At 65.4% G+C, this 22,827-nt stretch carries 26 protein-coding genes; 13 read left to right on the top strand and 13 right to left on the bottom strand.

Features of this window, described 5'->3' with window-relative positions; genetic code table 11:
• Positions 1-43 precede the first annotated feature (43 nt).
• The 5 genes from EL272_RS07425 (at position 44) to EL272_RS07445 (ending at position 3,423) form a co-directional block, all read left to right on the top strand.
• On the top strand, positions 44-493 hold the full coding sequence (locus EL272_RS07425; RefSeq protein ID WP_014846591.1) for an FHA domain-containing protein: 450 nt from the start codon (positions 44-46) through the stop codon (positions 491-493).
• Complete coding sequence (gene ftsR, locus EL272_RS07430) at positions 493-1,185, top strand: transcriptional regulator FtsR (protein WP_014846592.1); 693 nt, start codon at positions 493-495, stop codon at positions 1,183-1,185. Before EL272_RS07425 ends, ftsR begins: the two co-directional genes overlap by 1 nt.
• A 22-nt stretch (positions 1,186-1,207) precedes the next feature.
• Complete coding sequence (locus EL272_RS07435; protein WP_041696423.1) at positions 1,208-1,660, top strand: bifunctional nuclease family protein; 453 nt, start codon at positions 1,208-1,210, stop codon at positions 1,658-1,660.
• A 189-nt stretch (positions 1,661-1,849) separates the two neighbouring features.
• A complete protein-coding gene (locus EL272_RS07440; protein ID WP_014846594.1) occupies positions 1,850-2,389 on the top strand; it encodes a MerR family transcriptional regulator in 540 nt (179 codons plus the stop codon).
• On the top strand, positions 2,386-3,423 hold the full coding sequence (locus tag EL272_RS07445; protein WP_014846595.1) for a YhjD/YihY/BrkB family envelope integrity protein: 1,038 nt from the start codon (positions 2,386-2,388) through the stop codon (positions 3,421-3,423). Before EL272_RS07440 ends, EL272_RS07445 begins: the two co-directional genes overlap by 4 nt.
• On the opposite strand, the gene EL272_RS07450 is transcribed toward EL272_RS07445, so the two are convergent.
• Positions 3,424-4,644, bottom strand: coding sequence for a pyrophosphate--fructose-6-phosphate 1-phosphotransferase (locus EL272_RS07450; protein ID WP_061787187.1), 1,221 nt, complete (start codon positions 4,642-4,644; stop codon positions 3,424-3,426). It abuts the gene before it with no gap.
• Between the two features lie 94 nt (positions 4,645-4,738).
• Between EL272_RS07450 and EL272_RS07455 the strand changes: the two genes are divergently transcribed.
• The 3 genes from EL272_RS07455 (at position 4,739) to EL272_RS07465 (ending at position 6,273) form a co-directional block, all read left to right on the top strand.
• Positions 4,739-5,170, top strand: coding sequence for a TadE/TadG family type IV pilus assembly protein (locus EL272_RS07455; protein WP_051014982.1), 432 nt, complete (start codon positions 4,739-4,741; stop codon positions 5,168-5,170).
• Positions 5,171-5,201: 31 nt separating this feature from the next.
• Entirely contained in the window at positions 5,202-5,543 is a 342-nt protein-coding gene (locus tag EL272_RS07460) for a TadE/TadG family type IV pilus assembly protein (RefSeq protein WP_014846598.1), read from the top strand.
• 109 nt (positions 5,544-5,652) lie between these two features.
• Positions 5,653-6,273 carry an L-threonylcarbamoyladenylate synthase gene (locus EL272_RS07465; protein ID WP_014846599.1) on the top strand — a complete coding sequence of 207 codons (621 nt, stop codon included), beginning with the start codon at positions 5,653-5,655 and terminating at the stop codon, positions 6,271-6,273.
• Here EL272_RS07465 and EL272_RS07470 read toward each other — a convergent pair whose 3' ends face one another.
• Complete coding sequence (locus tag EL272_RS07470; protein ID WP_014846600.1) at positions 6,274-7,692, bottom strand: amidohydrolase; 1,419 nt, start codon at positions 7,690-7,692, stop codon at positions 6,274-6,276.
• Between the two features lie 38 nt (positions 7,693-7,730).
• Here EL272_RS07470 and EL272_RS07475 point away from each other — a divergent pair, with 38 nt between their 5' ends.
• On the top strand, positions 7,731-8,450 hold the full coding sequence (locus EL272_RS07475; protein WP_014846601.1) for a YggS family pyridoxal phosphate-dependent enzyme: 720 nt from the start codon (positions 7,731-7,733) through the stop codon (positions 8,448-8,450).
• A gap of 101 nt (positions 8,451-8,551) precedes the next feature.
• On the opposite strand, the gene EL272_RS15415 is transcribed toward EL272_RS07475, so the two are convergent.
• Both EL272_RS15415 and EL272_RS07480 read right to left on the bottom strand, forming a co-directional pair.
• Positions 8,552-8,995 (bottom strand): fibronectin type III-like domain-contianing protein, encoded by a 444-nt coding sequence (locus EL272_RS15415; RefSeq protein ID WP_197720305.1) that lies wholly within the window; start codon positions 8,993-8,995, stop codon positions 8,552-8,554.
• On the bottom strand, positions 8,911-10,812 hold the full coding sequence (locus EL272_RS07480; RefSeq protein ID WP_197720306.1) for a glycoside hydrolase family 3 protein: 1,902 nt from the start codon (positions 10,810-10,812) through the stop codon (positions 8,911-8,913). The genes EL272_RS15415 and EL272_RS07480 overlap by 85 nt, the downstream gene beginning before the upstream one ends.
• A 245-nt stretch (positions 10,813-11,057) precedes the next feature.
• Here EL272_RS07480 and EL272_RS07485 point away from each other — a divergent pair, with 245 nt between their 5' ends.
• A complete protein-coding gene (locus tag EL272_RS07485; protein WP_061786979.1) occupies positions 11,058-12,335 on the top strand; it encodes a GNAT family N-acetyltransferase in 1,278 nt (425 codons plus the stop codon).
• Here EL272_RS07485 and EL272_RS07490 read toward each other — a convergent pair whose 3' ends face one another.
• Together EL272_RS07490 and lpdA are read right to left on the bottom strand one after the other, a co-directional pair.
• Positions 12,336-12,602, bottom strand: a complete 267-nt coding sequence (locus tag EL272_RS07490; protein ID WP_014846603.1) for a metal-sensitive transcriptional regulator — start codon at positions 12,600-12,602, stop codon at positions 12,336-12,338.
• A 213-nt stretch (positions 12,603-12,815) separates the two neighbouring features.
• Positions 12,816-14,216: a dihydrolipoyl dehydrogenase gene (lpdA, locus tag EL272_RS07495; protein ID WP_061786978.1), complete on the bottom strand. Its 1,401-nt coding sequence runs from the start codon at positions 14,214-14,216 to the stop codon at positions 12,816-12,818.
• A gap of 85 nt (positions 14,217-14,301) precedes the next feature.
• Here lpdA and EL272_RS07500 point away from each other — a divergent pair, with 85 nt between their 5' ends.
• On the top strand, positions 14,302-15,837 hold the full coding sequence (locus EL272_RS07500) for a helix-turn-helix domain-containing protein (protein WP_014846605.1): 1,536 nt from the start codon (positions 14,302-14,304) through the stop codon (positions 15,835-15,837).
• Positions 15,838-15,844: 7 nt separating this feature from the next.
• Here EL272_RS07500 and pdxY read toward each other — a convergent pair whose 3' ends face one another.
• On the bottom strand, positions 15,845-16,696 hold the full coding sequence (gene pdxY, locus EL272_RS07505) for a pyridoxal kinase PdxY (RefSeq protein WP_014846606.1): 852 nt from the start codon (positions 16,694-16,696) through the stop codon (positions 15,845-15,847).
• 60 nt (positions 16,697-16,756) lie between these two features.
• Between pdxY and EL272_RS07510 the strand changes: the two genes are divergently transcribed.
• On the top strand, positions 16,757-17,539 hold the full coding sequence (locus EL272_RS07510; protein WP_014846607.1) for a glycerophosphodiester phosphodiesterase family protein: 783 nt from the start codon (positions 16,757-16,759) through the stop codon (positions 17,537-17,539).
• Positions 17,540-17,582: 43 nt separating this feature from the next.
• Positions 17,583-17,918 carry an RNA polymerase-binding protein RbpA gene (locus tag EL272_RS07515; protein ID WP_014846608.1) on the top strand — a complete coding sequence of 112 codons (336 nt, stop codon included), beginning with the start codon at positions 17,583-17,585 and terminating at the stop codon, positions 17,916-17,918.
• Here the strand turns inward: EL272_RS07515 and EL272_RS07520 are convergent.
• The 6 genes from EL272_RS07520 to EL272_RS07545 are packed head-to-tail and all read right to left on the bottom strand — an operon-like array spanning position 17,899 to position 22,825.
• The gene (locus tag EL272_RS07520; protein ID WP_014846609.1) at positions 17,899-18,393 is read right to left on the bottom strand and encodes an FxsA family protein; all 495 of its coding nucleotides are present in this window, start codon (positions 18,391-18,393) and stop codon (positions 17,899-17,901) included. The genes EL272_RS07515 and EL272_RS07520 overlap by 20 nt on opposite strands.
• The gene (locus tag EL272_RS07525; protein WP_014846610.1) at positions 18,386-19,147 is read right to left on the bottom strand and encodes a polyprenol monophosphomannose synthase; all 762 of its coding nucleotides are present in this window, start codon (positions 19,145-19,147) and stop codon (positions 18,386-18,388) included. The genes EL272_RS07520 and EL272_RS07525 overlap by 8 nt, the downstream gene beginning before the upstream one ends.
• The gene (gene lnt, locus EL272_RS07530; protein ID WP_061786977.1) at positions 19,144-20,712 is read right to left on the bottom strand and encodes an apolipoprotein N-acyltransferase; all 1,569 of its coding nucleotides are present in this window, start codon (positions 20,710-20,712) and stop codon (positions 19,144-19,146) included. The genes EL272_RS07525 and lnt overlap by 4 nt, the downstream gene beginning before the upstream one ends.
• A gap of 4 nt (positions 20,713-20,716) precedes the next feature.
• The gene (metW, locus tag EL272_RS07535) at positions 20,717-21,310 is read right to left on the bottom strand and encodes a methionine biosynthesis protein MetW (RefSeq protein WP_014846612.1); all 594 of its coding nucleotides are present in this window, start codon (positions 21,308-21,310) and stop codon (positions 20,717-20,719) included.
• Positions 21,307-22,437 carry a homoserine O-acetyltransferase MetX gene (gene metX / locus EL272_RS07540; protein ID WP_244926050.1) on the bottom strand — a complete coding sequence of 377 codons (1,131 nt, stop codon included), beginning with the start codon at positions 22,435-22,437 and terminating at the stop codon, positions 21,307-21,309. The genes metW and metX overlap by 4 nt, the downstream gene beginning before the upstream one ends.
• A 49-nt stretch (positions 22,438-22,486) precedes the next feature.
• Positions 22,487-22,825: a cation:proton antiporter gene (locus EL272_RS07545; protein WP_014846614.1), complete on the bottom strand. Its 339-nt coding sequence runs from the start codon at positions 22,823-22,825 to the stop codon at positions 22,487-22,489.
• Between the last annotated feature and the right edge of the window lie 2 nt (positions 22,826-22,827).

Below are 22,827 nucleotides of genomic sequence, written 5' to 3' on the forward strand. Positions count from 1 at the left end.
TGGGGCAGCTTGGATGGCGATCAGCACGGAAAGGGGGCCACCGATGACGGGGGTCAGGAACCACCGCCAAGGGGATCTCAAGGATTCGAAGAACGACACCACCAGCGTTCTCGCGGCTCTCACGGACGAGCATCTGTCCGCCATTGGGGGGAGCCCGTCGGCCGATGCGGCGGACCTGGCTCCCGGCAACGCGCTGATGATCGTCACTCGGGGCGGGGTTAAGGAATCGCAGTTCCTGATCGACTCCGACGTGACCACTCTCGGGCGGCACCCCGAGTCCGACATCTTCTTGGACGATGTCACGGTTTCCCGCCACCACGCGAAGCTGGTGCGCGCGGGTGGCCAGTTGATGCTGGAGGACCTGGGAAGCCTCAACGGAACCTACGTCAACAGGGTTCTGATCGATGGCCGTGCCCAGTTGCGGCACGGCGATGAGATCCAGATCGGAAAATACCGGGCGACGATCCTGTTGAGCGAGGCCGGGCGGAGCTGATGCCGGCCGCGCCGCGCACGATCGGTCAGGTTCTGGAATCGATCCGGGGCGAATTTCCCGACATCTCGGTCTCAAAGGTCAGGTACCTGGAGAACGAGGGGCTGATTTCCCCGGAACGGGACCATCCTTCCGGTTACCGGCGCTTCTACCCGGCTGATGTGGAGCGGCTGCTCTTCGTGTTGCGTGCCCAACGCGACAGGTATCTTCCGCTCAAGGTGATCCGCGAGGAGCTCGCCGCCATGGACCGGGGGGAGGTGCCTCCCGAGACCGCGGATGCGACCGTGCCGACGACACCCCAGAACGCGGAACCGTCACGGAGGCAGCCCAGACAACCGGGAACCCAGCGCCAGCTCTTCACGCGCAGGGAACTTCTCTCGGAGTCGGGGCTGGGGGAGGCCGCCCTGATCGAATTGGAACGCCTGAAGGTGATCTCGCACCGGAAGGGCACCCAGCGGTACGGCAGGGAAATGCTGGCCTTGGCGGTGGCTGCTAAACGCCTTGGCGACTACGGGGTCGAACCCAGGCAGATGAGGGTGCTCCAACAGTCGGCCTCCTTGGAGGCCGCGCTGGTGGAACAGGCCATCAGCCAGTACCAGGGCCGCCAGGGGGTCCCGAAGGAGGTCCTCCGCGAGGTGTACCGCTTGGTGCTGCACGCGCACAGCGGCCTGATGTTCTCACAGCTGTTCGGTTGACAAGGTCTCGTAGGCTGTGAGCATGGTCGAGTTGTGTGTGGTTGGAATACAGGTGGGCGATGAAGGCCCGGTCCTCCTGCTGCGCGAGAACGATGGGGAACGGCTGCTGCCGGTCTGGATCTCCGCCGTCGACGCCGCTGCCATCGCCGTCGCCCTGGAACAGGAGCAGTTCGCCAGGCCACTCACCCAGGATCTGCTGGCGGAGGCCTTCGCGCAGCTCGCGGGCGAGTCCCAGCCGCAGCTGACGATCAGGTCCATGGAGGATGGCGTGTTCTACGCGGAAATAGTGGTGGATGGTGTGACTTTCGACGCCAGGCCCAGCGACGTCGTGGCCGTCGCGATCCGGCGGGGGTGGCCCGTCCACTGCCCGGCGGAGCTGCTGGACGAGGTTGGGATCTCCGACGAGATCGCTCACGTGGACGAGGTCGAGAAGTTCCGGGAGTTCTTGGATCAGGTCCAGCCGGAGGACTTCTGAGAGGATCCCGCACCCCGGTCCTGGGGCGGGACCAACCCTGAAGCCTTGCTGGAGGGTTTAGAATCTACAACGGTGCCGGTGGGCGTGTCGTCCACGACCGGGGCACCCGGCGGTTAGCGTCAATAGTGCCGCAGAACCGGCGGCCGGGAGAACTTAGGGGCTGACACAGTGGCTGATGGCATCAGGCATATGGACGAGACACCGCAGCAGGATGCGCTGTTCGACGGTGACTTCGCCCCCGTCTCCAAGGACCTGGGGTTCCGTGGCCCTGTGGCCCACAAGGTTGCCGGCATCACCTATCGGCAGCTTGACTACTGGGCCCGCACCGGCCTCGTCGTACCGGAGATCCGGGGAGCGTCAGGGTCGGGATCGCAGCGCCTCTATTCCTTCCGCGACATTCTGCTGCTGCGGGTCGTGAAACGATTCCTGGATGTCGGGATCTCGCTGCAGCAGATCCGGATCGCGATCGATCATCTGCGGGCCCGCGGGGTCGAGGACCTGACCGAACTCACACTGGTCAGTGACGGGTTCAGCGTCTACGAGTGCACGACCGCCAATGAACTGTTCGACCTCACCAAGGGAGGGCAGGGCATGTTCCTGATATCCGTCTCCAGCGTCTGGCAGGAAATCGAGGGGACCCTCGGCGACCTTCCGAGCGAACGGATTGCACAGCAGAACCTGCACACGGAGAACGAGCTCGAATCCCGCAGGAGGGCCAAGACCGGGTGAGAAAATTTCTCAAAAACCCCGCAGTCAAACGTCTCACCACCATCAGTGAACGCTATAAGCGGCGCCATGGTCCACAACATGCTGCCGCAATCACCTACTTTTCGGTTCTGACTTTGGTGCCGGTGCTGATGCTGGCAGGGGCTGCGGCCGGATTCACCTTGGCGGTGCTGCGTCCTGAATGGTTCCATCTTCTGTCTGACGGAATCGTGAATGCTCTTGGCAGCACGAACCTCGCCGAGAAAGCAGTTGACGTACTGCGAAACGCGATAGAGAACTGGTACGGTCTGGCCGGCACCGCCTTGATTGCCGCTGCCTACTCGGGCTCGAACTGGGTCGGGAATCTGCGGATTGGGTTTTGCCGGATGCTGCAAACCAATGAGCAAGAAACCGAAAGGGAAAAAGGGGTACGAGGGTTCCTCAAGGAACTGGGCGGAAACCTGCTGGTACTTCTCGGCTTGTTCGCCTGTCTGCTGCTCCCATCAGGAATCGCCGTCATCGGGATGTCCTGGATTGGTTCAGCAGGGGTGATCGGCTGGCTGGTTCACCTGCTCCTCACCCTCTTGGTGAGCTGGCTACTGCTCGCCTTCCTCTTCTGCACCCTCCCGAGGAATCGGATCCGCCCCCACAGCTGGTTGCTGCCCTCCACGGTAGGCGCAGCCCTGGTCGCTCTGCTGCAACAGTTCGCGGGAGTACTGCTCGGTATTTTCACTTCCAATCCCGCTGCCGTGGTTTTCGGGCCCGTGATCGTGATCATGATTTTGTTCAACCTCCTGTCGACCATCCTGCTGGTCTGCGCAGCATGGGCTGGGGAGAGAACCGGGGTCGACCGGTCACTGGTTGACCCGCACGACCCGAAAACCACGGATCAGAAAGCTGGGGAACCACCCGACCCGACCCCTGCGATACCGGTCGATGTGGCAGCGCAGGGGGTCCGGGCCGGAACGAGGATCGGTTACGGGATGGGGACGATAACCGGTCTCGGCATCGGGGCTGCGGTGGCGGCCCTGCTCACGAGGTACCGCCATCGCGACTGATCAGTGGGTTGCGGCGGCGACCGGTGCGGGCTGACCGATGGCGGCCACCAGCTCGGTGAACCAGGGCAGGGTGATGTCGAATGGCTTGCCACCCTTGATGCGCTCGAAGGCGATCGCCGTCAGTTCGTCGTTGTTCTCCTCGTCCTGGCCGATGACGCCGGAGCGACCCGCGAGAGCGCAGTCGACCGCCAGATCGGTGCACCGCTTGATGAGCGCCAAGTCCGCCTCATTGGCTGCGGCCGACCGGGAGAAGTAACCCGACTTCTGGATCATCACCTTCTCGGCCCCCAGCTTCTCCGCGAACTTGTCCCCGAACCACTTCCCGGGGTTCACCTTGTCGAGTTTCACGTGACCGAAGGGGTCGCGCGGCACTTCCTCACCCGCCGCTTCCATCTCCGCGACGATGGAGTCCAAGCCCGCGCCCTCGGACAGGAAGATGGTGACGTTGCCAACCTCATCCATCACCTTGTTGAGGCGCTCGGCCTCGGCGGTGATGTCGATGACCGCCTCGGGCACGTACACGGCGTGGACGTCCCACGCCTCGCGGGACAGGCCGATCCCGGGCAGCCATTCCTGTGTATCCAGCCACTTGCGGTACTCGGCGGCGGTGGCCGCGGTCAGCCAGCCGCAGTGGCGTCCCATGACCTCGTGCACGATGAGCATCCGGGAACCCGAATTGTGCTCGGCGACGATGTTCTTGGCGAAGATCGCCCCCTGCTCCGCGGCGGTCCAGGCGCCGAGCGACTGGCGGACCGGGATCACGTCGTTGTCGATGGTCTTGGGCAGGCCGACCACGGTCAGCGGGTAGTCGTTGGTGGCGAGGAAGGCAGCCAGATCGGCGGCCGTGGTGTTGGTGTCGTCGCCACCGATGGTGTGGAGGACGTCCACGCCGTCCGCGACGAGACGGTCGGCGGCGACCTTGAGCGGATCGGCTCCCTCGGCGACCAGCCCGCGTTTGACGAGATCCTTGACGTTGGTGAGCTTGACCCGGGAGTTCCCGACGGGGGAGCCGCCGAACAGGTGCAGCAGGTGCGCCTTCGCCCGGACGGTCTCGTCGACGACGAAGTAGTCACCCTGCAGAAGCCCTTGGTAGCCATGTTTGTATGCGATGATCTCCACCTCGGGAGCCACCTCGGTATACCGCTGGACGAGACCACCGATGGCCGAGGACAGACATGGCGCAAAACCGCCGGCCGTGAGAATGGCTACCTTCTTGACCATGAACATTCCTTTCAGGATTGATTCCATTGCCTAGCCTAGCCGCCCGCACCCTTTGAGTGGCAGGATGGTTTGACAGTGATCCGGAAGGATGCAGATGGTTCCCAGGGCATCGGAACGAGGAAGTTCCGTGGCGGTGGAGGCGGCTTTGGTGCTGCCCGTCGCGATGTTGTTCGTTGGTCTGGTGATCGTGATGGCCGGGCACGCCCTCGCGCAGCAGGCCGTTACCGCCGCTGCCACACGAGCGGCGCGTGCGGCCTCGCTGGAGCGTTCACAGGCATCGGCCGAACGAGCGGCATTGGATGCTGCCGTGACCGAGCTGGGCAACTCCCGCATCACCTGTACCGATGCTCAGGTGAGCGTGGACGCCAGGGGTCTGGAGGCCCCGATGGGAACGGTCGCCTCCGTGACGGTACGGCTCACCTGCCGGGCGGTGTTCCCGGTCTCCATGCCGGGTTTCCCGGCCAGCCGGTCGCTGACGGGAGAGGGAACATCGCCCGTCGACACCTACCGGGGCCGGAATGGTTAGGTCCTCAGGCCCCTGCCGGGACCAGCGGGGCATGAGCGGCAGCGTCCAGGTCACCCTGCTGCTGCCGCTCGCGATGCTGGTGCTGCTGGCCGCGCTCCAGTGGTCGCTGTTGTTGTGGGCGGAATCGACGGCCATGGCGGCCGCCCAGGACTCGGCCCGGGCCGCCGCCGTCCTGGGAGGCTCCGCCGAGGACGGCCGGGAAGCCGGGAGACGGGCCCTCTTCAACTCGGCTCTCGGCGACGCCACTGTGAAGGTTGACCGTGCGGCCGCGTTCACGACCGCCGTCGTCGAGGGAACCGCCATCCGGGTGCTTCCCATGGTGGATGTCACCGTGCACCAGGCGGCCAGGGTGCCGACCGAACGAATCCGGTGACGGATGACCGCTCTTCCCACCGGATGAGAATCCCGGGTCCGGGGCAGTGAACCGGGTGAGGAGTCATAACACGGCTCCCGGATTTGCCCGGCGGGTTTAAGGTGAATCCGTGGCCCAGTACTACGACGTGCATCCTGAGAACCCGCAGCCCCGCACCCTCAGCCAGATGGTGCGGATCCTCGAGGAGGGTGGGTTGATCGCCTACCCCACCGATTCCTGTTATGCGCTCGGTTGCGCCCTCGGCAACGGATCGGGAATCGAACGCATCCGGCGGATCCGGCAGCTGGGGGACAGGCACCATTTCACCCTGGTGATCTCCGAGTTCTCCCAGCTCGGGGCTTTCGTGGAGATGGACAACTGGGTTTTCCGCGCGGTCAAGGCGGCAACCCCGGGGCCGTACACCTTCATCCTGAAGGCCACCCGCGAGGTGCCGAAGATGATGCAGCACCCGAAGAAACGCACGATCGGCGTGCGGATTCCCGATCACCGCACCACCCTCGCCCTCCTCGACGCGGTCGGTTCACCTCTGGTCAGCTCCACCCTGCTGCTTCCGGATCATCCCGAGCCGCTCGTGGAGGGGTGGACCATCAAGGAGCTGCTGGACCACGAACTGGATGCGGTCCTGGACTCCGGTGACTGCGGGTTGACCCCGACGACCGTCGTGGATCTCAGCGGTGACGAACCGGAGGTCGTGCGGGTCGGGGCGGGCGATCCCGGCCCCTTCGAATGATCAGCGACTGAAGGTGATCCGGCCGCCGAGCATAGTCAGCAACACCTTTCCGGGACCGGCGGTGAGCACCAGGTCGGCGGGCTGCCCAACACTGAGCGTGGTCCGGGTGCTGGCCCGCAGGGCGGCCAGGGGAGCGAGCGCCTGGTCCGCCCGGTAGGGGCGGTGACAGGCCGCCTCGATGGCCTTCCAGGGGTCGAGGGAGGCCACGGGTGCGTCGGAGCCGAAGGCCAGCCGTGCCCCCGCACGCAGCAGGTCGAGCATCGGGTAGGTGCGATCCTTCGCGCCGGGCCAGACCCGCTCGACCACCCCGATGTCCTCCAGCTGGTGCGCGGGCTGGATGCTCGCGACCAGTTTCAACCGCGCGAATCGCGGCAGGTCGGCGGGAGCGACGCACTGCACGTGCTCGACGGATCCACGCGTACCCGAGATCTCGAAGGCGTCCAGGACGTCGTGGCAGGCGGCGTCGCCGATGGCGTGAACCGCAGCCTGGAGCCGGGCCTCGCGGGCACGCCCCAGCAATGCGAGCAACTCGGAACGGGTGTGGTTGGGTTTGCCGTTCGGATACCCCGGCAGGGGATTCGGGTAAGGCGCGATGCAGTGGGCGGTGCGGCTGCCCATCGAGCCGTCGGCGATTATCTTGAGCGGGCCGACCCTCAAGTTCTCGGCCAGTTCGTCGCCGGTTCCGGCTCCCATGGCGATCAGATCGTCGAGCCGCTCGGGGTAGGTGGCGGCCTCCACCCGCAGCCCGATGGACCGGGATGCCGCGCGCTGCTGCCAGGCCTCCACGGCCCAGCCGGAGGAAAAATCCACGATGCCCACGAGCCCCCGGGAGGCGGCTTCCAGCTCGGCCGCCTGCACGGCGTGTTCCACCAGGTCGAGATACCGCGACATGATGCGACGGATGCCTGCGAAGGCCTCCTCCTCCACGAGGAATCCCGTCGGATGCCCGGCCGCCCCGGCCTGTTCGAGGGCCGGGGTGTTGCACCAGAGGCTGTGGAGATCGCGGGACATCAACGCGACCGGGACGGTGGTGATCGCATCCAGGTCGGCTGCGGTCGGGGGAGTGGGCCACGTTGCCGAACGGAAACCGTAGCCGACCAGCCTCGGTGGCCGGTGCCGCAGGTGATCCTCGACGGCCGCGAGGATCTCCGATTTCGTGGCCTTGTGGGAGAAGCGGGTGCACTGGCTGATCAGCGCCGCCAAGGAGAAATGGGTGTGGTTGTCCCACAGACCGGGCATGAGGTTCGCGCCGTCGGCGTCGAAGTCGCCGTCGCCGACACCCCGGGTGGGTTCAATGGCGGTGATAGTGCCGTTGGTCACCGTGACGTCCAGCGGCTCGCTGTACCTGCCGGTCCCGAGTCCCGGTATGGGCCGGACCCGGGTGATACGAAAGCTCTCCACGAGCCGGAATTCTGCCACGGACGGTCCTTGGGCGGCGTGGTCCTAGACTTGGGCGGGTGACCAGCATTGCCGCCAACCTGCAGAAGATCGAACAGCAAATCGCGACCGCGGCCGCGAGAGCGGGACGCGACAGCAGCGAGATCCGGCTGCTCCCCGTCTCCAAGACCAAACCCCCGGAGGCCGTCCTCGAGGCCCACGCCGCCGGGTACCGGAGGTTCGGGGAGAACAAGGTGCAGGAGGCCCAGAACAAATGGGAGGCCCTGCGGGAGGTGGCCGACATCGAGTGGGCCGTGATCGGGCACCTGCAATCCAACAAGGCCAAGTACGTCGCCCGGTTCGCGACGGAGTTCCAGGCCCTCGACTCCCTGAAGGTCGCTTCGGAACTGGATCGCCGGCTGCAACAGGAAGGCCGCAGGCTAGAGGTCCTGGTACAGGTGAACAGCTCAGACGAGGACCAGAAGTTCGGTCTGCCGCCGCAGGAGGTGGTGACCTTCGCCAAACAACTCGACGCCTTCGACGCACTGGATGTCCGGGGGCTGATGACCCTGGCGCTGTTCACCGACGACACTGAGCGCATCGCGCGGTGCTTCAAGGTGATGCGCCAGGTGCAGCAGGAACTGAGGGACGTCACAGGAAAGGGCTGGGACGAACTGTCCATGGGCATGTCCGGTGACTTCGAACTGGCAATCGAGTACGGGGCCACCTGCGTTCGTGTCGGTCAGGCCATCTTCGGAAATCGCCTGGACCCCAATGCCTACTGGCCGGGAATCAAATAACAATTCCCGGATCCTCTCACCCCTTGAAACTCTTCAAACGGTACGGAAATCCTCTCTGCTGGACACCATTCCTTGATCGGCGGTCTCACCGGCCCGTGTGCTCAGGGAACAGAGGGGGTTGTGCGGATTTCGGCGAGCAGTTCCGCCAGCTGATCGAAGGTCAGGGTGTCCTCGAACATCAGCGGAAGCTTGCACACCGGCAGGTCCAGCAGGAAGAACTTCGATTCCTTCCCGAAGGAGGCCAGGAAGGGTTCCAGCTTCTCCCATGCCGCGGGATGCCGTCTCCATTCGGTTACGGTGGACCATTCCGTCAGCGGCAGGTGCTGTGGGGGAGCGGGCAGGTCCGTCTCAAGGCCCAGTTTGATGTCCTCCGCAGAGGCCCCGATCTCGACGCGGATCCTTCCCGGTTCCACGCTCCAGGAGTGGGTTCTCACGTCCCAGAAGGACAGGTCGCGGCGAGTCACCTGGATCTCAGCGTGGGCGCTTTCCTCCGGCCCCAGTTCCAGATGCCGGAAACCTCGTAGTTCCCGGGGAGGGCGGCCCACCGAGGAGACCGGATACCCGATATAGAGCTGGGGGACTGCGACACCGCTTCGGCCTCCGGTGTTGGTGACGGTGAACGAAGCGGTGAGAACCACCTCGCCCAACGCCGTTTCGGGGGTGACCTCAGCCACCTCAGCCCGCAAATCGCTGAACTCGAAGGTGGTGTAGGCCAGACCGTGTCCGAAGGGGTAACTCGGTCGGTTCCCGAGTTTCTGGAGCCCGCGGTATCCGACGAAAATCCCTTCCCCGTAACGCACCTCACCTGCTTCACCCGGGAAATTGAGTTGTGCGGGGTGCTGCTCCAGCCTCTCAGGAATGGTTTCCGCCAGCCTGCCGCTGGGGAGTCCTCGCCGGTGACCAGCCGCGCCACGGCCTCACCCCCGCCCTGACCTGGCAGCCATAGCTCCATGATCGCGTCCGCGTCGTCCTGCCAGGAGGCGGTCTCGACGGCCGCGCCGTTAGAGAGCAGGACGATCACCCTGTTGGCCACCCGGCGCACTGCGCGCAGCAGGTCCACATGGCCGGCGGGCAGCGAGATGTGTTGCCGGTCGTATCCCTCCGACTCGTCCGCGGCGGGCAGGCCGAGGAACAGCAGGACCGTGCGGCCCGCGGCGGCCTCCTGCGCTCGCCTGAGCAGTTCCCCGGCGGGGAAGGCTGCTGCAGGGGAGTCGGGCAGCGGATACCCGGGCTCGAACGGCAAACCGGGGTGCCTGCGCCGCAGGGCGTCGAGGGCATTGTCCAAGCGGGTCGGGTTCACCTGCGACGATCCGGCCCCCTGATATCTGGGGGTGCGGGCCATCTCCCCGATGACCACGACGTCACCGAGCCCGGGCAGGGGGAGCGCCGCCCTTTCGTTTTTAAGCAGCACGGCGCTTCGCGATGCGGCCTCGCGGGCCAGTTCGTGGTGGGCCCCGAGATCGAGGTGTTCCTCGGGTGTTTCCCGGTGGTGCCGGGAGACCAGCCGCAGCACGCGCGCGACGGACCGGTCCAGGTCGGATTCGTCCAGGGCGCCTGTCCGGACGGCCTCGGCGACGAGCCGGTCGTTCCAGCCGTGCGAGGACGGCATTTCCAGGTCCAGCCCGGCGGCGACTCCTGCGACACGGTCGTGGACCGCCCCCCAGTCGGTCATCACCAGCCCGTCGAAGCCCCATTCCTCACGTAGTACCTCGGTCAGGAGCCAGCGGTTCTCGGACGAGTAGACGTCGTTGATCCGGTTGTACGAGCACATCAACGTCGCCGGACGCGCTCGTTCGATTATTCGTTCGAATATGCTGAGGTAGATTTCCCTCAGGGTGCGTTCGTCGATCCGCGCGTTTGTGCGCATTCGATCAGTTTCCTGGTTGTTGGCGGCGAAATGTTTCACGGAGGTCCCGACCCCTCCGGACTGGATACCCGCGGCCAGAGCAGCGGCCAGCTCTCCCGCCAGCAGGGGGTCCTCCGAGAAGTACTCGAAGTTCCGCCCGCACAGCGGGGAGCGTTTCAGGTTCACGCCCGGTCCCAGGATCACGCCGACGCCCTGCGCCTTCGCCTCCTCGGCCAACGCCCGGCCGATCTCGGTGAGCAGCGTCACGTCCCAGGTGGACGCGAGCGCCGCGGCCGTGGGGAAACATGTGGCCGGCACCGATTCCTCCAGGCCCATCTCGTCGGCGCCCACGGCCTGCTTGCGCAGCCCGTGGGGACCGTCGGAGACCATCAGGGCGGGAATCCCCAGCCGTTCGACCGGCTGGGTGTGCCAGAAATCGCTGCCGGAGAGCAGCGAGCACTTTTCCTCGAGGGTGAGCTGCGCGAGAAGCTCGGGAATCTGCTCTTCGGTGAACATTGCGACTCCAATCCCGATCGGTACGGCCCAGAATATGGGATGGTGTGGCTGAACGGGCGGAGGAGGGGCGGGGCCTCACGGTGTCCGGCCCGGAGGCCTCTGAACCGTTTTTATAATTACATAATGTTTCTTATCGGACATTTGGGCCGGTGGGAAGAATGCCGAACCGCACGCGCACCAACCGGTCTTCCCGCGGTGCTCTTGTCCTCGTCCCCGATGGCCGGGCCTCATAGACTGTCGTGGTGATGGAACCTTACGAACTCGAGCTCCTGCCGCTCGACACCCCGGACGACGATCCTCGCTGGGCCGCATACCTGGATCTGTTCGCGATTGTCTTCCTCGAGGGTCGCGCCTCCGATGACGGCCTGGCCGCTTTCCGCAGGCACCGGCGAGCCGATGGCGCGACCCTCGGCATGGTCACCGCGGAAGGGCCAGGGCTCGAGGGACGTCAGGTGGTCGCCGGACTGGCCTGGGCGCCTATCCGGGTGAATGCCGGCGGGAACGTCGTCCCGGTCATGGCAATCAACACCGTCGCGGTCCGTCCCACTCACCGCCGCCGTGGCCTGATGCGGCTGATGATGGACCACCACCTCCGACGTGCCAGGACCGAGGGACTCGCGCTGGCCGCGTTGAGCGCCAGCGAGGCCACGATCTACGGCCGCTTCGGCTTCGGGGTCGCCACTCGGCACGTCGACTGGGAGATCGACACCCGGCGTTTCGCCATCCGCCCGGATGTGGCGGTTGCCCCGGGCTCACTGGAGCTCGTCAATCCCCCACTCGATGAGAATATATTCGAACACCTGTCCACCGTCCATCAGGTGGCCCATCGCGGTGCGTTCAGTCCCCTGGGCATGCATCTCGCCAAGGCGGACGGCACCTGGGACTTCGACGAGCAGGGGCCGTCCAGGAAATTGCGGTATCTGCTCCACTTCGACGCCTCCGGTGCCCCGGACGGATTCGCGGAGTTCAAGCACGGTGGTTTCGAGAGCAAACAAAGCGATTCCCCCGCACCCACCGCGGTCCTGTCGGTGTGCTCCCCCAGCCCCGAGATCGACCGTGCGCTGTGGCAGGGCCTGGCCAGTTTCGACCTGGTCGAGAAACTCACCTACGAGTCAGCCGTTCCGGATGATCCTCTGCCCGGCTCACTCGTCGACCCCTGGGCCATCAAGCAGAAGGTCATCCGCGACGGCATCTGGTTACGGATCCTGGATCTGGAGAGGGCAGTTGCGGATCGCGGTTTCGACTCGGACGGCCAAGTGGTCATCAAGGTCGCGGATTCGATGGGGTTCTGCGAGGGAACCTGGTGCATCACTGTGCGAGAAGGCCGGGGGGAGGCTGTGAGATCCTCCCTCTCCCCCGCCGTTGAGCTCGGTGTGGACAGCCTGGCCCGGCTCTGGTTCGGCGATGTGACGGCCGCACAACTGGCCCGTTCCGGCATCGTCCATGGCTCCCCGGGTTCCGTCCAGGAGCTCTCCCGGCTGTTCGCGACCGCTTTTGGTCCCGTCAACCTGAACGACTTCTGATCACGACAGGCTCAGGAAAAGCTTTTCCAGCTTCTGGGTGTCGATGGACTCCCCCGTCGGGTCGTCCAACAGACAGGTGCGCATGCCGTGGGCGATGATCGAATAACCGGCCCGGTCGATGGCCTTGGAGACCGCAGCAATCTGGGTTATCACGTCTTCGCACTCCCGGCCGGCCTCGAGCATGCGAATCACGGCGTTGAGCTGTCCGCTGGCGCGTTTCAGGCGGAGAACCGACGGCCTCACCGCATCGGGATCCAGCTGCGTCACCGGTCCGCTTCCCTGGGGCAGGTACAACGTTTCTCCAAAGGCACGTCCCGCAGCGCCTCCTCTATGTGCTGGCCGCATCCGGCCCAAGTGGTCTTGTGGCAACGCGGGCAGGAAACGGGACGGCACATGAGGGGCTCCAATCACTGGTTGTCAAAACCGATTGCGTACCCCCTAGGGTACCGTCCCGCCCGTTCTTCCTCCGAGCCGCGGAACTCAGAGGTTGATCATGTGCCCGCCGATGCCGTGGGCGGCCTCCTTGATGGCCTCTGACAGCGTCGGGTGGGCGTGAACGGCGTGCGCGATCTCATCGGCCGTCAGTTCGTAGTTCTGGGCCAGGATGAGTTCCGGAAGCAGTTCCGTGACGTCGGGGCCAATCATGTGGGCACCCAGCAGTTCGTTGTATCGGGCGTCGGCGACGAGCTTGACGAAACCAACCCCTTCCCCCAGGCCCCAGGCCTTGCCGTTGGCGGCGAAGGGGAACTTCGAGACCTTGACCTCGTGGCCCTTGTCCCTGGCCTGCTGCTCGGTGTAGCCGAAGGACGCGATCTGCGGCTGGCAATAGGTCGCCCGCGGGATCATGTCGTAGTCGACGGGATGGGTCTCGACCCCGGCGATGGTCTCGGCGGCCACCATGCCCTGGGCCTCGGCCACGTGGGCGAGCATCATCTTCGCCGTGCAGTCGCCGATGGCGTAGACCCCGGGAACGTTGGTGCGGAGATAGTCGTCGACGGCAATGGCGCCGCGTTCGGTCAGGGCGACCCCCGTGTTCTCCAGGCCGTAACCCTCGGTGCGCGGGGCGAACCCGACAGCCGAGAGGAAACGATCCGCCTCCAGGACCTGGGAGGCACCTCCCTTGGCGGGACTGACGGTGACCCGTACCCCGCTGCCCGTGTCCTCGATTGACTCCACCTTGGTGGCGGTCAGCACCTTGATGCCCAGTTTCTTGTACGCCTTGGTGATCTCGGCGGAGATCTCCGCGTCCTCGTTGGGAACCATCCGGTCGAAGAACTCGACGATGGTCACGTCGACGCCGTAGCTGCGCAAGACGTAGGCGAACTCGGTTCCGATGGCCCCGGAACCGCCGATGATGATCGAGTTCGGGAGCCTGTCGGCCAGGATCTGCTCCTCGTAGGTGACCACGTTGGCCGAGACCCTGGTTCCGGGAAGCATCTTCGTGGTCGATCCGGCCGCGATGATGACGTTGTTGAAGGTCACCCGGGTGGTGGCGCCGTTGTTGTCGGCAACGTCGATGGTGTGGGCATCGACGAAGGTGCCCCAGCCGTTGAACTCCTTGATCTTGTTCTTCTTCATCAGGAAGTGGATTCCCTTGGTCATCCGCTCCGAGACCTGGCGGCTGCGGGAGAAGGCCTTGCCGTAGTCGACGGTGATCTCACCCTGGATGCCGAAGGTGTCGGCCTCGTGGGTGACGATGTGGGCCAGCTCCGCGTTGCGCAGCAACGACTTGGTCGGGATGCAGCCGACGTTCAGGCACACTCCCCCCCAGTAGCGTTTCTCGATGATGCAGGTCTTCAGGCCGAGCTGGGCGGCACGGATGGCGGCAACGTAGCCACCGGGACCGGCGCCGAGCACGCAGACGTCGTATTCGTGGGTCATGGGGCCCACTCTAGTGCTCCCGCCGCCTCGCGCAGGCCAGCACCGGGCGACAGGCGTTATCTCAGATATGAGTTAAGATGACGCCATGACCGCCACCAGCCAGTCCCTGGGAATCATGATCCGGGAGGCGCGCAAGGCCCGTCAATGGTCCCAGCAGCGCCTCGCCGATGAAATCAACTCCTCACAGTCCGCCGTTCACCGGATAGAGATGGGCCAGCAGAACGTCTCTCTCAACATGATCGAGAGACTGGCATCCGCGCTCGAGATGCCCTTGATACTCGCGGCCACCGAGGGCACCGTCAACTTCGAGATCACCGGGCCGACGGAGCTTGCGGGCGAGATCGAGGTCCGTTCCTCCAAGAACGCGGCCGTCGCGCTGCTCTGCGCCTCGATGCTCAACCGGGGTCGCACCGTGCTGCGCGGGATCGCCAGCATCGAGGAGGTGGATCGAATCTGCGACGTCCTCCAGTCCATCGGGGTTACTGTCACCCCGACCAATGGAGGTCAGGATCTCGAACTGACCCGCCCGGAGAAACTCACCCCCGAGACCATCGACCAGCGTGCCGCTCGCCGCACGCGTTCCATCCTGATGTTCCTCGGCCCCCTGATGCACGAGTTCGATTCCTTCGAACTCCCCTATGCCGGCGGATGCGACCTCGGGGCCCGGACCGTGCATCCGCACATGTCCGCGCTGAAACGTCTCGGCCTGTCCGTGGAGGCGCACGACAGCCAGTACCACGCCACCGTGCAGCGCGACGGTGCGCCCGAACACCACATCACCCTGGTGGAGCGTGGGGACACGGTCACCGAGAACGCGATCATGGCCGCCGCCCGCACCCCGGGGCTGACCGTGATCCGCAACGCCTCCGGCAACTACATGGTGCAGGACCTGTGTTTCTTCCTGCGCGAACTGGGGGTCGGCGTGGACGGCATCGGAACCACCACCCTGCGCATCCAGGGCGTCAAGGAGATCAACAAGGACGTCGAATACCACATCTCGGAGGACCCGATCGAGGCGATGAGCCTCATCACCGCCGGCATCGTCACCCGCTCGGAACTGACGGTCAAGCGCTGCCCCATCGAGTTCCTGGAGGTGGAGTTCGCCGTTCTGGAAGAAATGGGCCAGCGAATGGCGCTGAGCAGCGAATACCCATCGGGTAACGGTCACACCCGGCTGGTGGACGTCACCGTGAAACCGTCCGAGCTGACGGCCCCCCTGGACAAAATCCATCCAATGCCGTTCCCAGGGTTGAACATCGACAACCTTCCCTTCTTCGCCCTGATCTGCGCGACGGCCGAGGGACAGTCGATCATCTACGACTGGGTCTACGACAACCGCGCGGTTCACTTGAAGAAGCTCTGCGACCTGGGGGCGAACGTCACCGTCATGGACGCCCACAAACTGATGGTCATCGGCCCGACGAAATGGCGTGGGCGTGACATCGAGTGCCCGCCGGCGCTGCGGCCCTCGGTGTGTCTGTTCCTGGCGGCCCTCGCAGCCCGCGGCACCACCATCCTGCGGGATGTCTACGTGATCAACCGGGGCTACGAGGACCTGCCGAGGCGTTTCAATCAGCTCGGCGCCCAGATCAACACCTTCTGGGGTGACGCTTCGAGCTGATCCGCGGTCAGAGACTGTGCGCGGTGAACCTATTGACCGGGTTCACCACCTGCTCCTGAGCTGCCACGAGCTGCAGTTCGGCCTCCCCGCTGATCGAGGTCTGTTCCAGGATCGAATAGACCACCGAGGCGGTAACCCCGAGGGTTTCACCGAGGTCCTTGGTGCGCAACCAGTGCGCGAGGAACATGGCCGCGGTGAGATCGCCCGATCCGGTGAAGCTGCGCTCCAGCATCGGGGTTTCCACCAGCCAGGCCTGGCCCGCGTCCACGGCCAGCATCCGCAACAGACCGTCCGGGGCGTCGGTGGCCACGACCGAGGTCACGACCACGATCTCGGGGCCACGGTCCCGGAGTTCACGGGCCGCCTCGACCACCTCGGACAGGGTGCCCGTCTCGTGCCCCACCAGGTACTGCAGTTCGAAGAGGTTCGGGGTCATGATGTCCGCGGCCGCCACGACGTGATCGCGGAAGAACTCCGGGATGCCCGGCCGGGCGTAGAAACCCCGCCCGACATCGCCCATGACCGGATCGGCGAGGAAAATCGCATCCGGGTTGCGCGATTTCACCAGGGCCGCTGCGTCCAGCACGACCTGTCCCACGTCGGCCGAGCCGAGGTAGCCCGCGAGCACTGCGTCGACACCGGCGAGGGCCCCCCGCTCGTCTATGCCGGTGACCACGTCCGCGACGTCCGAGGCCGCGATCATGGGGCCGCGCCAGCTTCCGTAGCCGGTGTGGTTGGAGAAGGTGACGGTGTAGACGGGGTATACGTTCACTCCGGCCCGCTGCAGCGGAAAGGTGGCGGACGAGTTCCCTGCATGGCCGTAGGCGACGGCCGACTGGATCGACAAGACGTTGTGCATGTGGGCAAGTCTCCCACGTCCCGTGCCACGAATACGGCGATACTAGGCATAATGGTTCCCATGTGTTCAGGTTTCCTAGAACCGGAGTTCATCGCGATGGCGCATCGCGGTGGTGCCTTGCTCACTGCCAACCTCGGTATCGAGAACACCCTGGCGGCCTTCGCCAACTCCGTCGCGCTGGGATACGAGTACCTGGAGACCGATGTTCACGCCACCGCCGACGGCCATCTGGTGGCCTTCCACGACCCGAACCTCGCCCGGGTCACCGACGTGGAGGGACACATCGCGCGACTGCCCCTCGCTGCCGTGCGTGAAGTTCGTGTCGGTGAACGTGAACCCATCCCGACGGTGGAGGAACTGTTCGAGGCCTTTCCCGAGGCGCGTTTCAACTTCGATCTCAAGGCCCCCGGAGCCGTGGAGCCCCTCGCGAAGATCGTCCGTCGTTTCCAAGCCGAGCAGCGGGTGTGCGTCGGGTCCTTCTCACAGCGCCGGATCAACAGGTTCCGGAAACTGATGCCCGGGGTCACCACGGCCGTCGGCCCGGTGGGGGTGGCGGCCATGGCGGTGGGCAACATCCGCACCTGCCGTCCGGGAGGCCCGGGCGTGTTCCAGATCCCCGTCTCCCACGAGGTGGCCGGGGTGAGGATCAAATTGTTGACCAAGGCGCGTGTCAAGGCGATCCATCGCGCCGGATACAGGGTGCACGTCTGGACCATCGACGTGCGCGACGACATGCACACACTCATCGACTGGGGGGTGGACGGCATAGTCACGGACCGTCCGGACCTTCTTCGTGAGGTACTGCAGGCCCGGGGCATGTGGGCCAGCAGTCTTGGAACCTGAGAAGCATCCGAGACGTTCAACTCCAAGTAGGGAGGTCAAAGACATGGCAGATCGAGCACTTCGTGGTGTCGGGCTGGGCGCCAAGAGCTTCGAGGACGAACAGGGAATCGAGTTCGCTGAACGCAGCCAAGTGGGATTCGACTGCCCCAAGGGCCATCACTTCGAGGTCACCTTCGCAATCGAGGCGGAGCTGCCCTTCGAGTGGGAGTGCAAGTGGTGCGGTCAGATGGCGAAACGCTCCGACGGCGCAACGGGAGAGGCGAAGGAGACGAAACCCCCCCGGACCCATTGGGACATGCTGCGTGAAAGGCGCAGCATCCCGGAACTCGAGGACATCTTGGCGGAGCAGCTGGACAAGCTCAGGGGCTCGGCGGACTGATTCCCGGGATCAGGGTGTCGGTGGGCGGGGATTCCTGAACCACTTCCCCCTCGATCACCACGGGCTGTTCGGAGGGGTTGCCGATCGCCCTTCCGAACAGCTTCCCCAAGGTGCTGCGGACCAGGCGCCGGCTCGGCGGGATCAGCAGCAACAATCCGACGATGTCGGAGATGAAGCCCGGCAAGATGAGCAGCAGACCACCGACCATCACCAGCACCGCATCGGCGGTTCGTCCCGGCGGTAGGGAGCCCCTGCCCAAGGACTCGAGCAGCGCACCCCAGGCGCGGCGTCCCTCCCGCTGAAGCAGCCAGCAGCCGAGCAGGGTGGTAAAGATCAGCAGGGCGACGGTCCACCAGCCGAGGGCGTTGGTGACCATGACCAGGATGATCACCTCGGCGGCCAGGCAGACGAGCAGGGGCGCGAGGACCAGCAACAGACCCGCCGCCCCCCGGAACTGGATACCTCGTTCAGCCACGGCGCCTCCCGAATAGTTTTCTCAGCTGCTGCCAACGGTGCCGAAGCCCCATCTTCGTGGTCGAGATGATGGCTTCCCTGACCACGGTACCGCCCATCTTGGAATCACCGAACTCACGTTCCACGAACTCGATGGGAACCTCCACGATGCGCAGTCCGGCCCGGTGGGCGTGCCACGTCAGGTCGCGTTGGATCCCGTAGCCCCGGCGGTCGATGGGCAGGTCGATGATCCCGGCGAGGGCGTCGGCGCGGAAGGCGTTGAACCCGCCCGTGATGTCCCGGTACGGCATCCCGAGCATCAACCGGATGTAGAGGGAACCCCCGCGTGAGAGGAACTTGCGTGTCCAAGGCCAGTTCACCACGGAACCGCCCTTGACCCAGCGGGAGCCCTTGACCATGTCGGCGTGTTCCAGGGCGGCCAGCAGGCTGGGCAGCTGTTCCGGCTGGTGGGAGCCGTCGGCATCGTGCTCCACCAGCACGCCGTATCCTCGTTCGAGGCCCCAATGGAATCCCGCCAGGTAGGCCGCTCCCAGGCCTTCCTTGCCCTTACGGTGCAACACGTGCACGTAATCGTCCTGCTCGGCCATCGCATCGACGAGTTTGCCCGTGCCGTCCGGTGAGTTGTCATCCACGACGAGCACGTGTGCCTCCGGGACGCTGCGCCGCAGCCGGGAGACGATGCTCTCTATGTTCTGGGCTTCGTTGAACGTTGGGATTATGACGAGCACCTCGCCGGTGCGTGAGGCCTCGGTCATTGTTTCTCCTGTTCATCCGAGTTTGTGGGCGTCCGCTCAAGACTACCGGTCCGGCAGGCGATGCGGGCCGAGCGGAACCCAAATCCGGTGGCCAGCAGGCAACCGAGCACCTGGGTCGGACCCAGTATCGGAGCCAGGTACACCGCCAGGGTGATGTTGTTTCGCTTGGGGACGGTGTAGATGCGGTGCGCGGCCGTGTACTCCCGGGTTGATTCGTGCAGCCCGCCTTTGGCGTCGATGAGACCCGAGTACCCGTTGAGGGTGCTGGCGATGAACTCCCTCCCGAGTTCCGCCGACCGCACCCGGTTCATGTTCATCTGCTGCTGGGGCTCGATGGTTCCCGAGAAATTGTGGGTGGTGCTCTGTGCCACCAGGACCTCGGCGCCGTTCGTCACGGTGTCGTAGACGGTCTGGTCGTAGGCCAGTTCGTAGCAGATCACGGTACCCACCCTCAGGTCCGGGTCGGTGTGGGTCGGCACCGTGACGACGCCCGGATCGGTGCCCGGTATCGACTGGTACCCGGCCCGTTTCACCTCCGGGAACAGGGGCTCCAGAACGTCTCGGTAGGGCACGAACTCCCCGAAGGGGGCGAGATTGCGTTTGTGGTAGCGATCCACGATTCCTTTTCCCGGGACCCAGATCAGCGTGGTGGTTTGCCGGGTCCGGGGTTCAGGGCCCGCGGTGATCGCCCCCAGGTCCAGGGGAACCCGGGCCAGTTCGACGGCGGCACTCACCTGCGCCCTCGTGGTCGGGTTGAGCATCGGGTCGGTGTCGGTGGAGTTCTCCGCCCAGACGATCATGTCCAGGTTGCGGCCGTGGGCCCGCGCGTCGGCCAGCAGGAAGATGGTCTCGCTGAGGTGGTGGGGGGTCGCCCCGGTGGCGGCGATGTAGCCGCCGTGCAGCCCCAGCTGCGCGTTGCCCTGGACCATGCCCACCGAGACGTCCTCGCCGCCGCGGTCCGCCGGGAACAGGAGCATTCCGCCCCCGATGGCGAAAACACCGATGACGGAGATCAACGGAACCAGACGGCGCCGCTGGACGATCGCGGCCAGGCAGCAGCATCCCGCCATCGCAACCAGCCAGGTGGCTCCCGGGGTTCCCACCAGCGGCAACCAGCCGGCCAAGGGCTGGTCGATGGTCGTGTGGCCGAGCCGCAGCCAGGGAAATCCCCCGAACGGGATCTGTCCGGCACCGTATTCGATGGCACCCCAGGACAGTGGGACCAGGAAACACCAGCCGGGAAGCCGGGTGATGAGGGAGGAAACGGCTCCAAGAAGCCCGACCCAGACGGCCATCACCACAACCAGCACCCAGACCACCGGTCCAGCCTGCGCGCCCACCCACCAGATGGTGGTGCCGTACAGGGCGCAGCCCGCCAGCATGCCGACAACGAATCCGGCCCGGGGGGTGCTGCCCGCGACCAGCCACGTCAGCAGCCCCGCCCCGGTGATCGTCAACGGCCAGAGCCCCCAAGGGGCGAATCCCATGGCCAGACCCAGCCCGGCGAGCAGGGCGAGAAGAACGGTCAGCGACCTGGGAATCCGGGTACGGTACAGGGCCTGCACGGGATCACCGCATGCCCTGGAGCAGATAGACCGCGGAACTCGCAAGTAGGTTGGCGCCCCACTCCCCCGTCCTCAGGGGGCGGCCGCTCTCGTTCAGGGGGATGCAGCGCTCCACCTCGAGGCCGAGCCGGGCGAAAAGTGGGGACAGGTCCTTCAACGAGGTGAAGTGCAGGTTGGGGCTGTCGTACCAGCTGTAGGGCAAGTCCTTGGTAACGGGCATGCGCCCGGTCAGCAACCGAAGCCGGTTGCGCCAGTGCACGAAGTTGGGCATCGAGACCACACCGCGCCCCGCGATCCTTGCCATCTCCCTCAGCACCTCGGCCGGTTGCCGGAGGTTCTGAAGGGTCCGGGACAGCACGACGACGTCGTAGGAGCCGTCCTCGAACTGACCCAGCTGGCTGTTGATGTCCAGGTCGATGACGTTGACGCCGTGCCGCACGGCGGCGAGGAAGGGCTCCGGTTCGATCTCGACCCCGGTTCCGTGGCAGCCGCGTTGCTCCAACAACCGCAGGAGTTCCCCGTCGCCGCATCCGAGATCGAGCACCCGGGAACGTTCCGGTATGAGCCTCGCGATCAGCCGCAGGTCGGCACGTGTCATCGGTTCCCCTCCTCCGAGGCCCGGTCCAGGAAGGCCCGCAGGATGGCATGGTAGTCCGGCAGATCCAGCAAGAACGAGTCGTGCCCCCACTGGGAGTGGATCTCTCGGAACGACGTGGGCAGACCGGCTCCCTCCAGGTGCTGGACGATCCTTCGGGAATGGCCGGTGTCGAATCGCCAGTCGCTGTCGAAACTCACCAGAAGGAACTTCACGGGATCGGCCGTGAGCCTCGCCAAGGCGTCATCGGAGGCGAAGGGGTCGAAGTAGTCCATGACCCGGGTCAGGTACAGGTAGCTGAGGGCGTCGAAGCGCTCCAGGAAGGCCTCCCCCTGGTGCTCCAAGTAGCTCTCGACTGCGAAATCGATCCCGAAACCGGGATCCAGTTTCCCCGACTGGGCCGTCCGGCCGAACTTCGCGCTGAACGCATCCTCCGACAGGTAGGTGATGTGAGCCAGCATCCGGGCCACCGACAACCCCTTCGCGGGCATCGTGCCCTCGCTGAGGAAACGTCCCCCCCGGAAGGCCGAGTCCCGCATGATGGCCTGGCGGCCCACGGCGGAGAAGGCGATGTTCTGCGCGGTCAACCGTGACGACGCGGCAATGATGATCGCGTTGTCGCAGTCCTGCGGGTAGGACAACGTCCATTGGAGGACCTGCATGCCTCCCAGCGAGCCCCCGAGCAGGACGGCCCAGTGGTCGACGCCCAGGTGTTGGCCCAGGCGGCGGTGCACCGTCACGAAATCCGACATCGCCAGCAGCGGGAAGTCCAGGCCGTACGGTTCACCTGTTGCGGGGTTGACCGATGACGGCCCCGTCGTGCCGCGGCATCCACCGAGAATGTTTGCGCACACCACGAACCAGCGGTTCGTGTCGACCGCCTTACCGGGGCCGATGAGGTTGTCCCACCAACCGGGTTTCCGGTCACCGGGTCTGAGACCGGCGGCATGGGCGTCGCCGGTCAGGGCGTGACACACGAAGATGGCGTTCGAACCCCGCGGGTTCAGCTCCCCGTAGGTTTCGTAGGCGACATCCACGGGCGCCAACTCGGCGCCGCTGGCGAGCACCAACGGTGTGTCGGGGGTGAACAGCCGCGCGGTGGCGGAGACGGTGTTCAGGTTTTTGGTCACGTTCAGGAGCGGGTCCGGACGCAATGGGCGATGAGGATTCCTGCGCGCATCATGTCTCGCTTTTCAGGTCGTTGGGTTCGGTTCTCGGGTCAAGTCTGGCATCCGTCCGGACGGTGGCGCGGGCGAGTACGTTCGAGGCCACCGAACTCACGATCAGCAGGGCCATCACGGTGACGGCGGTTTTCGCCCACAGCATCAGGTCGAAACCATCGGTGGCGGTCCAGCCGAGGGCGGCCGCCACCAGGATCAGGGGCAGCCCCAGCGCGGTCGCCGGTCCGAGCGCGTTGATCCGTGAGACGGCGTCCCTGGCTCTGAACTGTGCTACCGCGACGGACAGCACCAGCACGGCACCCAGCACCGCCAGCACGGAGGCCAGGATTTCAAGCATCG

The sequence above is a fragment of the Arachnia propionica genome (assembly GCF_900637725.1).
GTDB lineage: Bacteria > Actinomycetota > Actinomycetes > Propionibacteriales > Propionibacteriaceae > Arachnia > Arachnia propionica.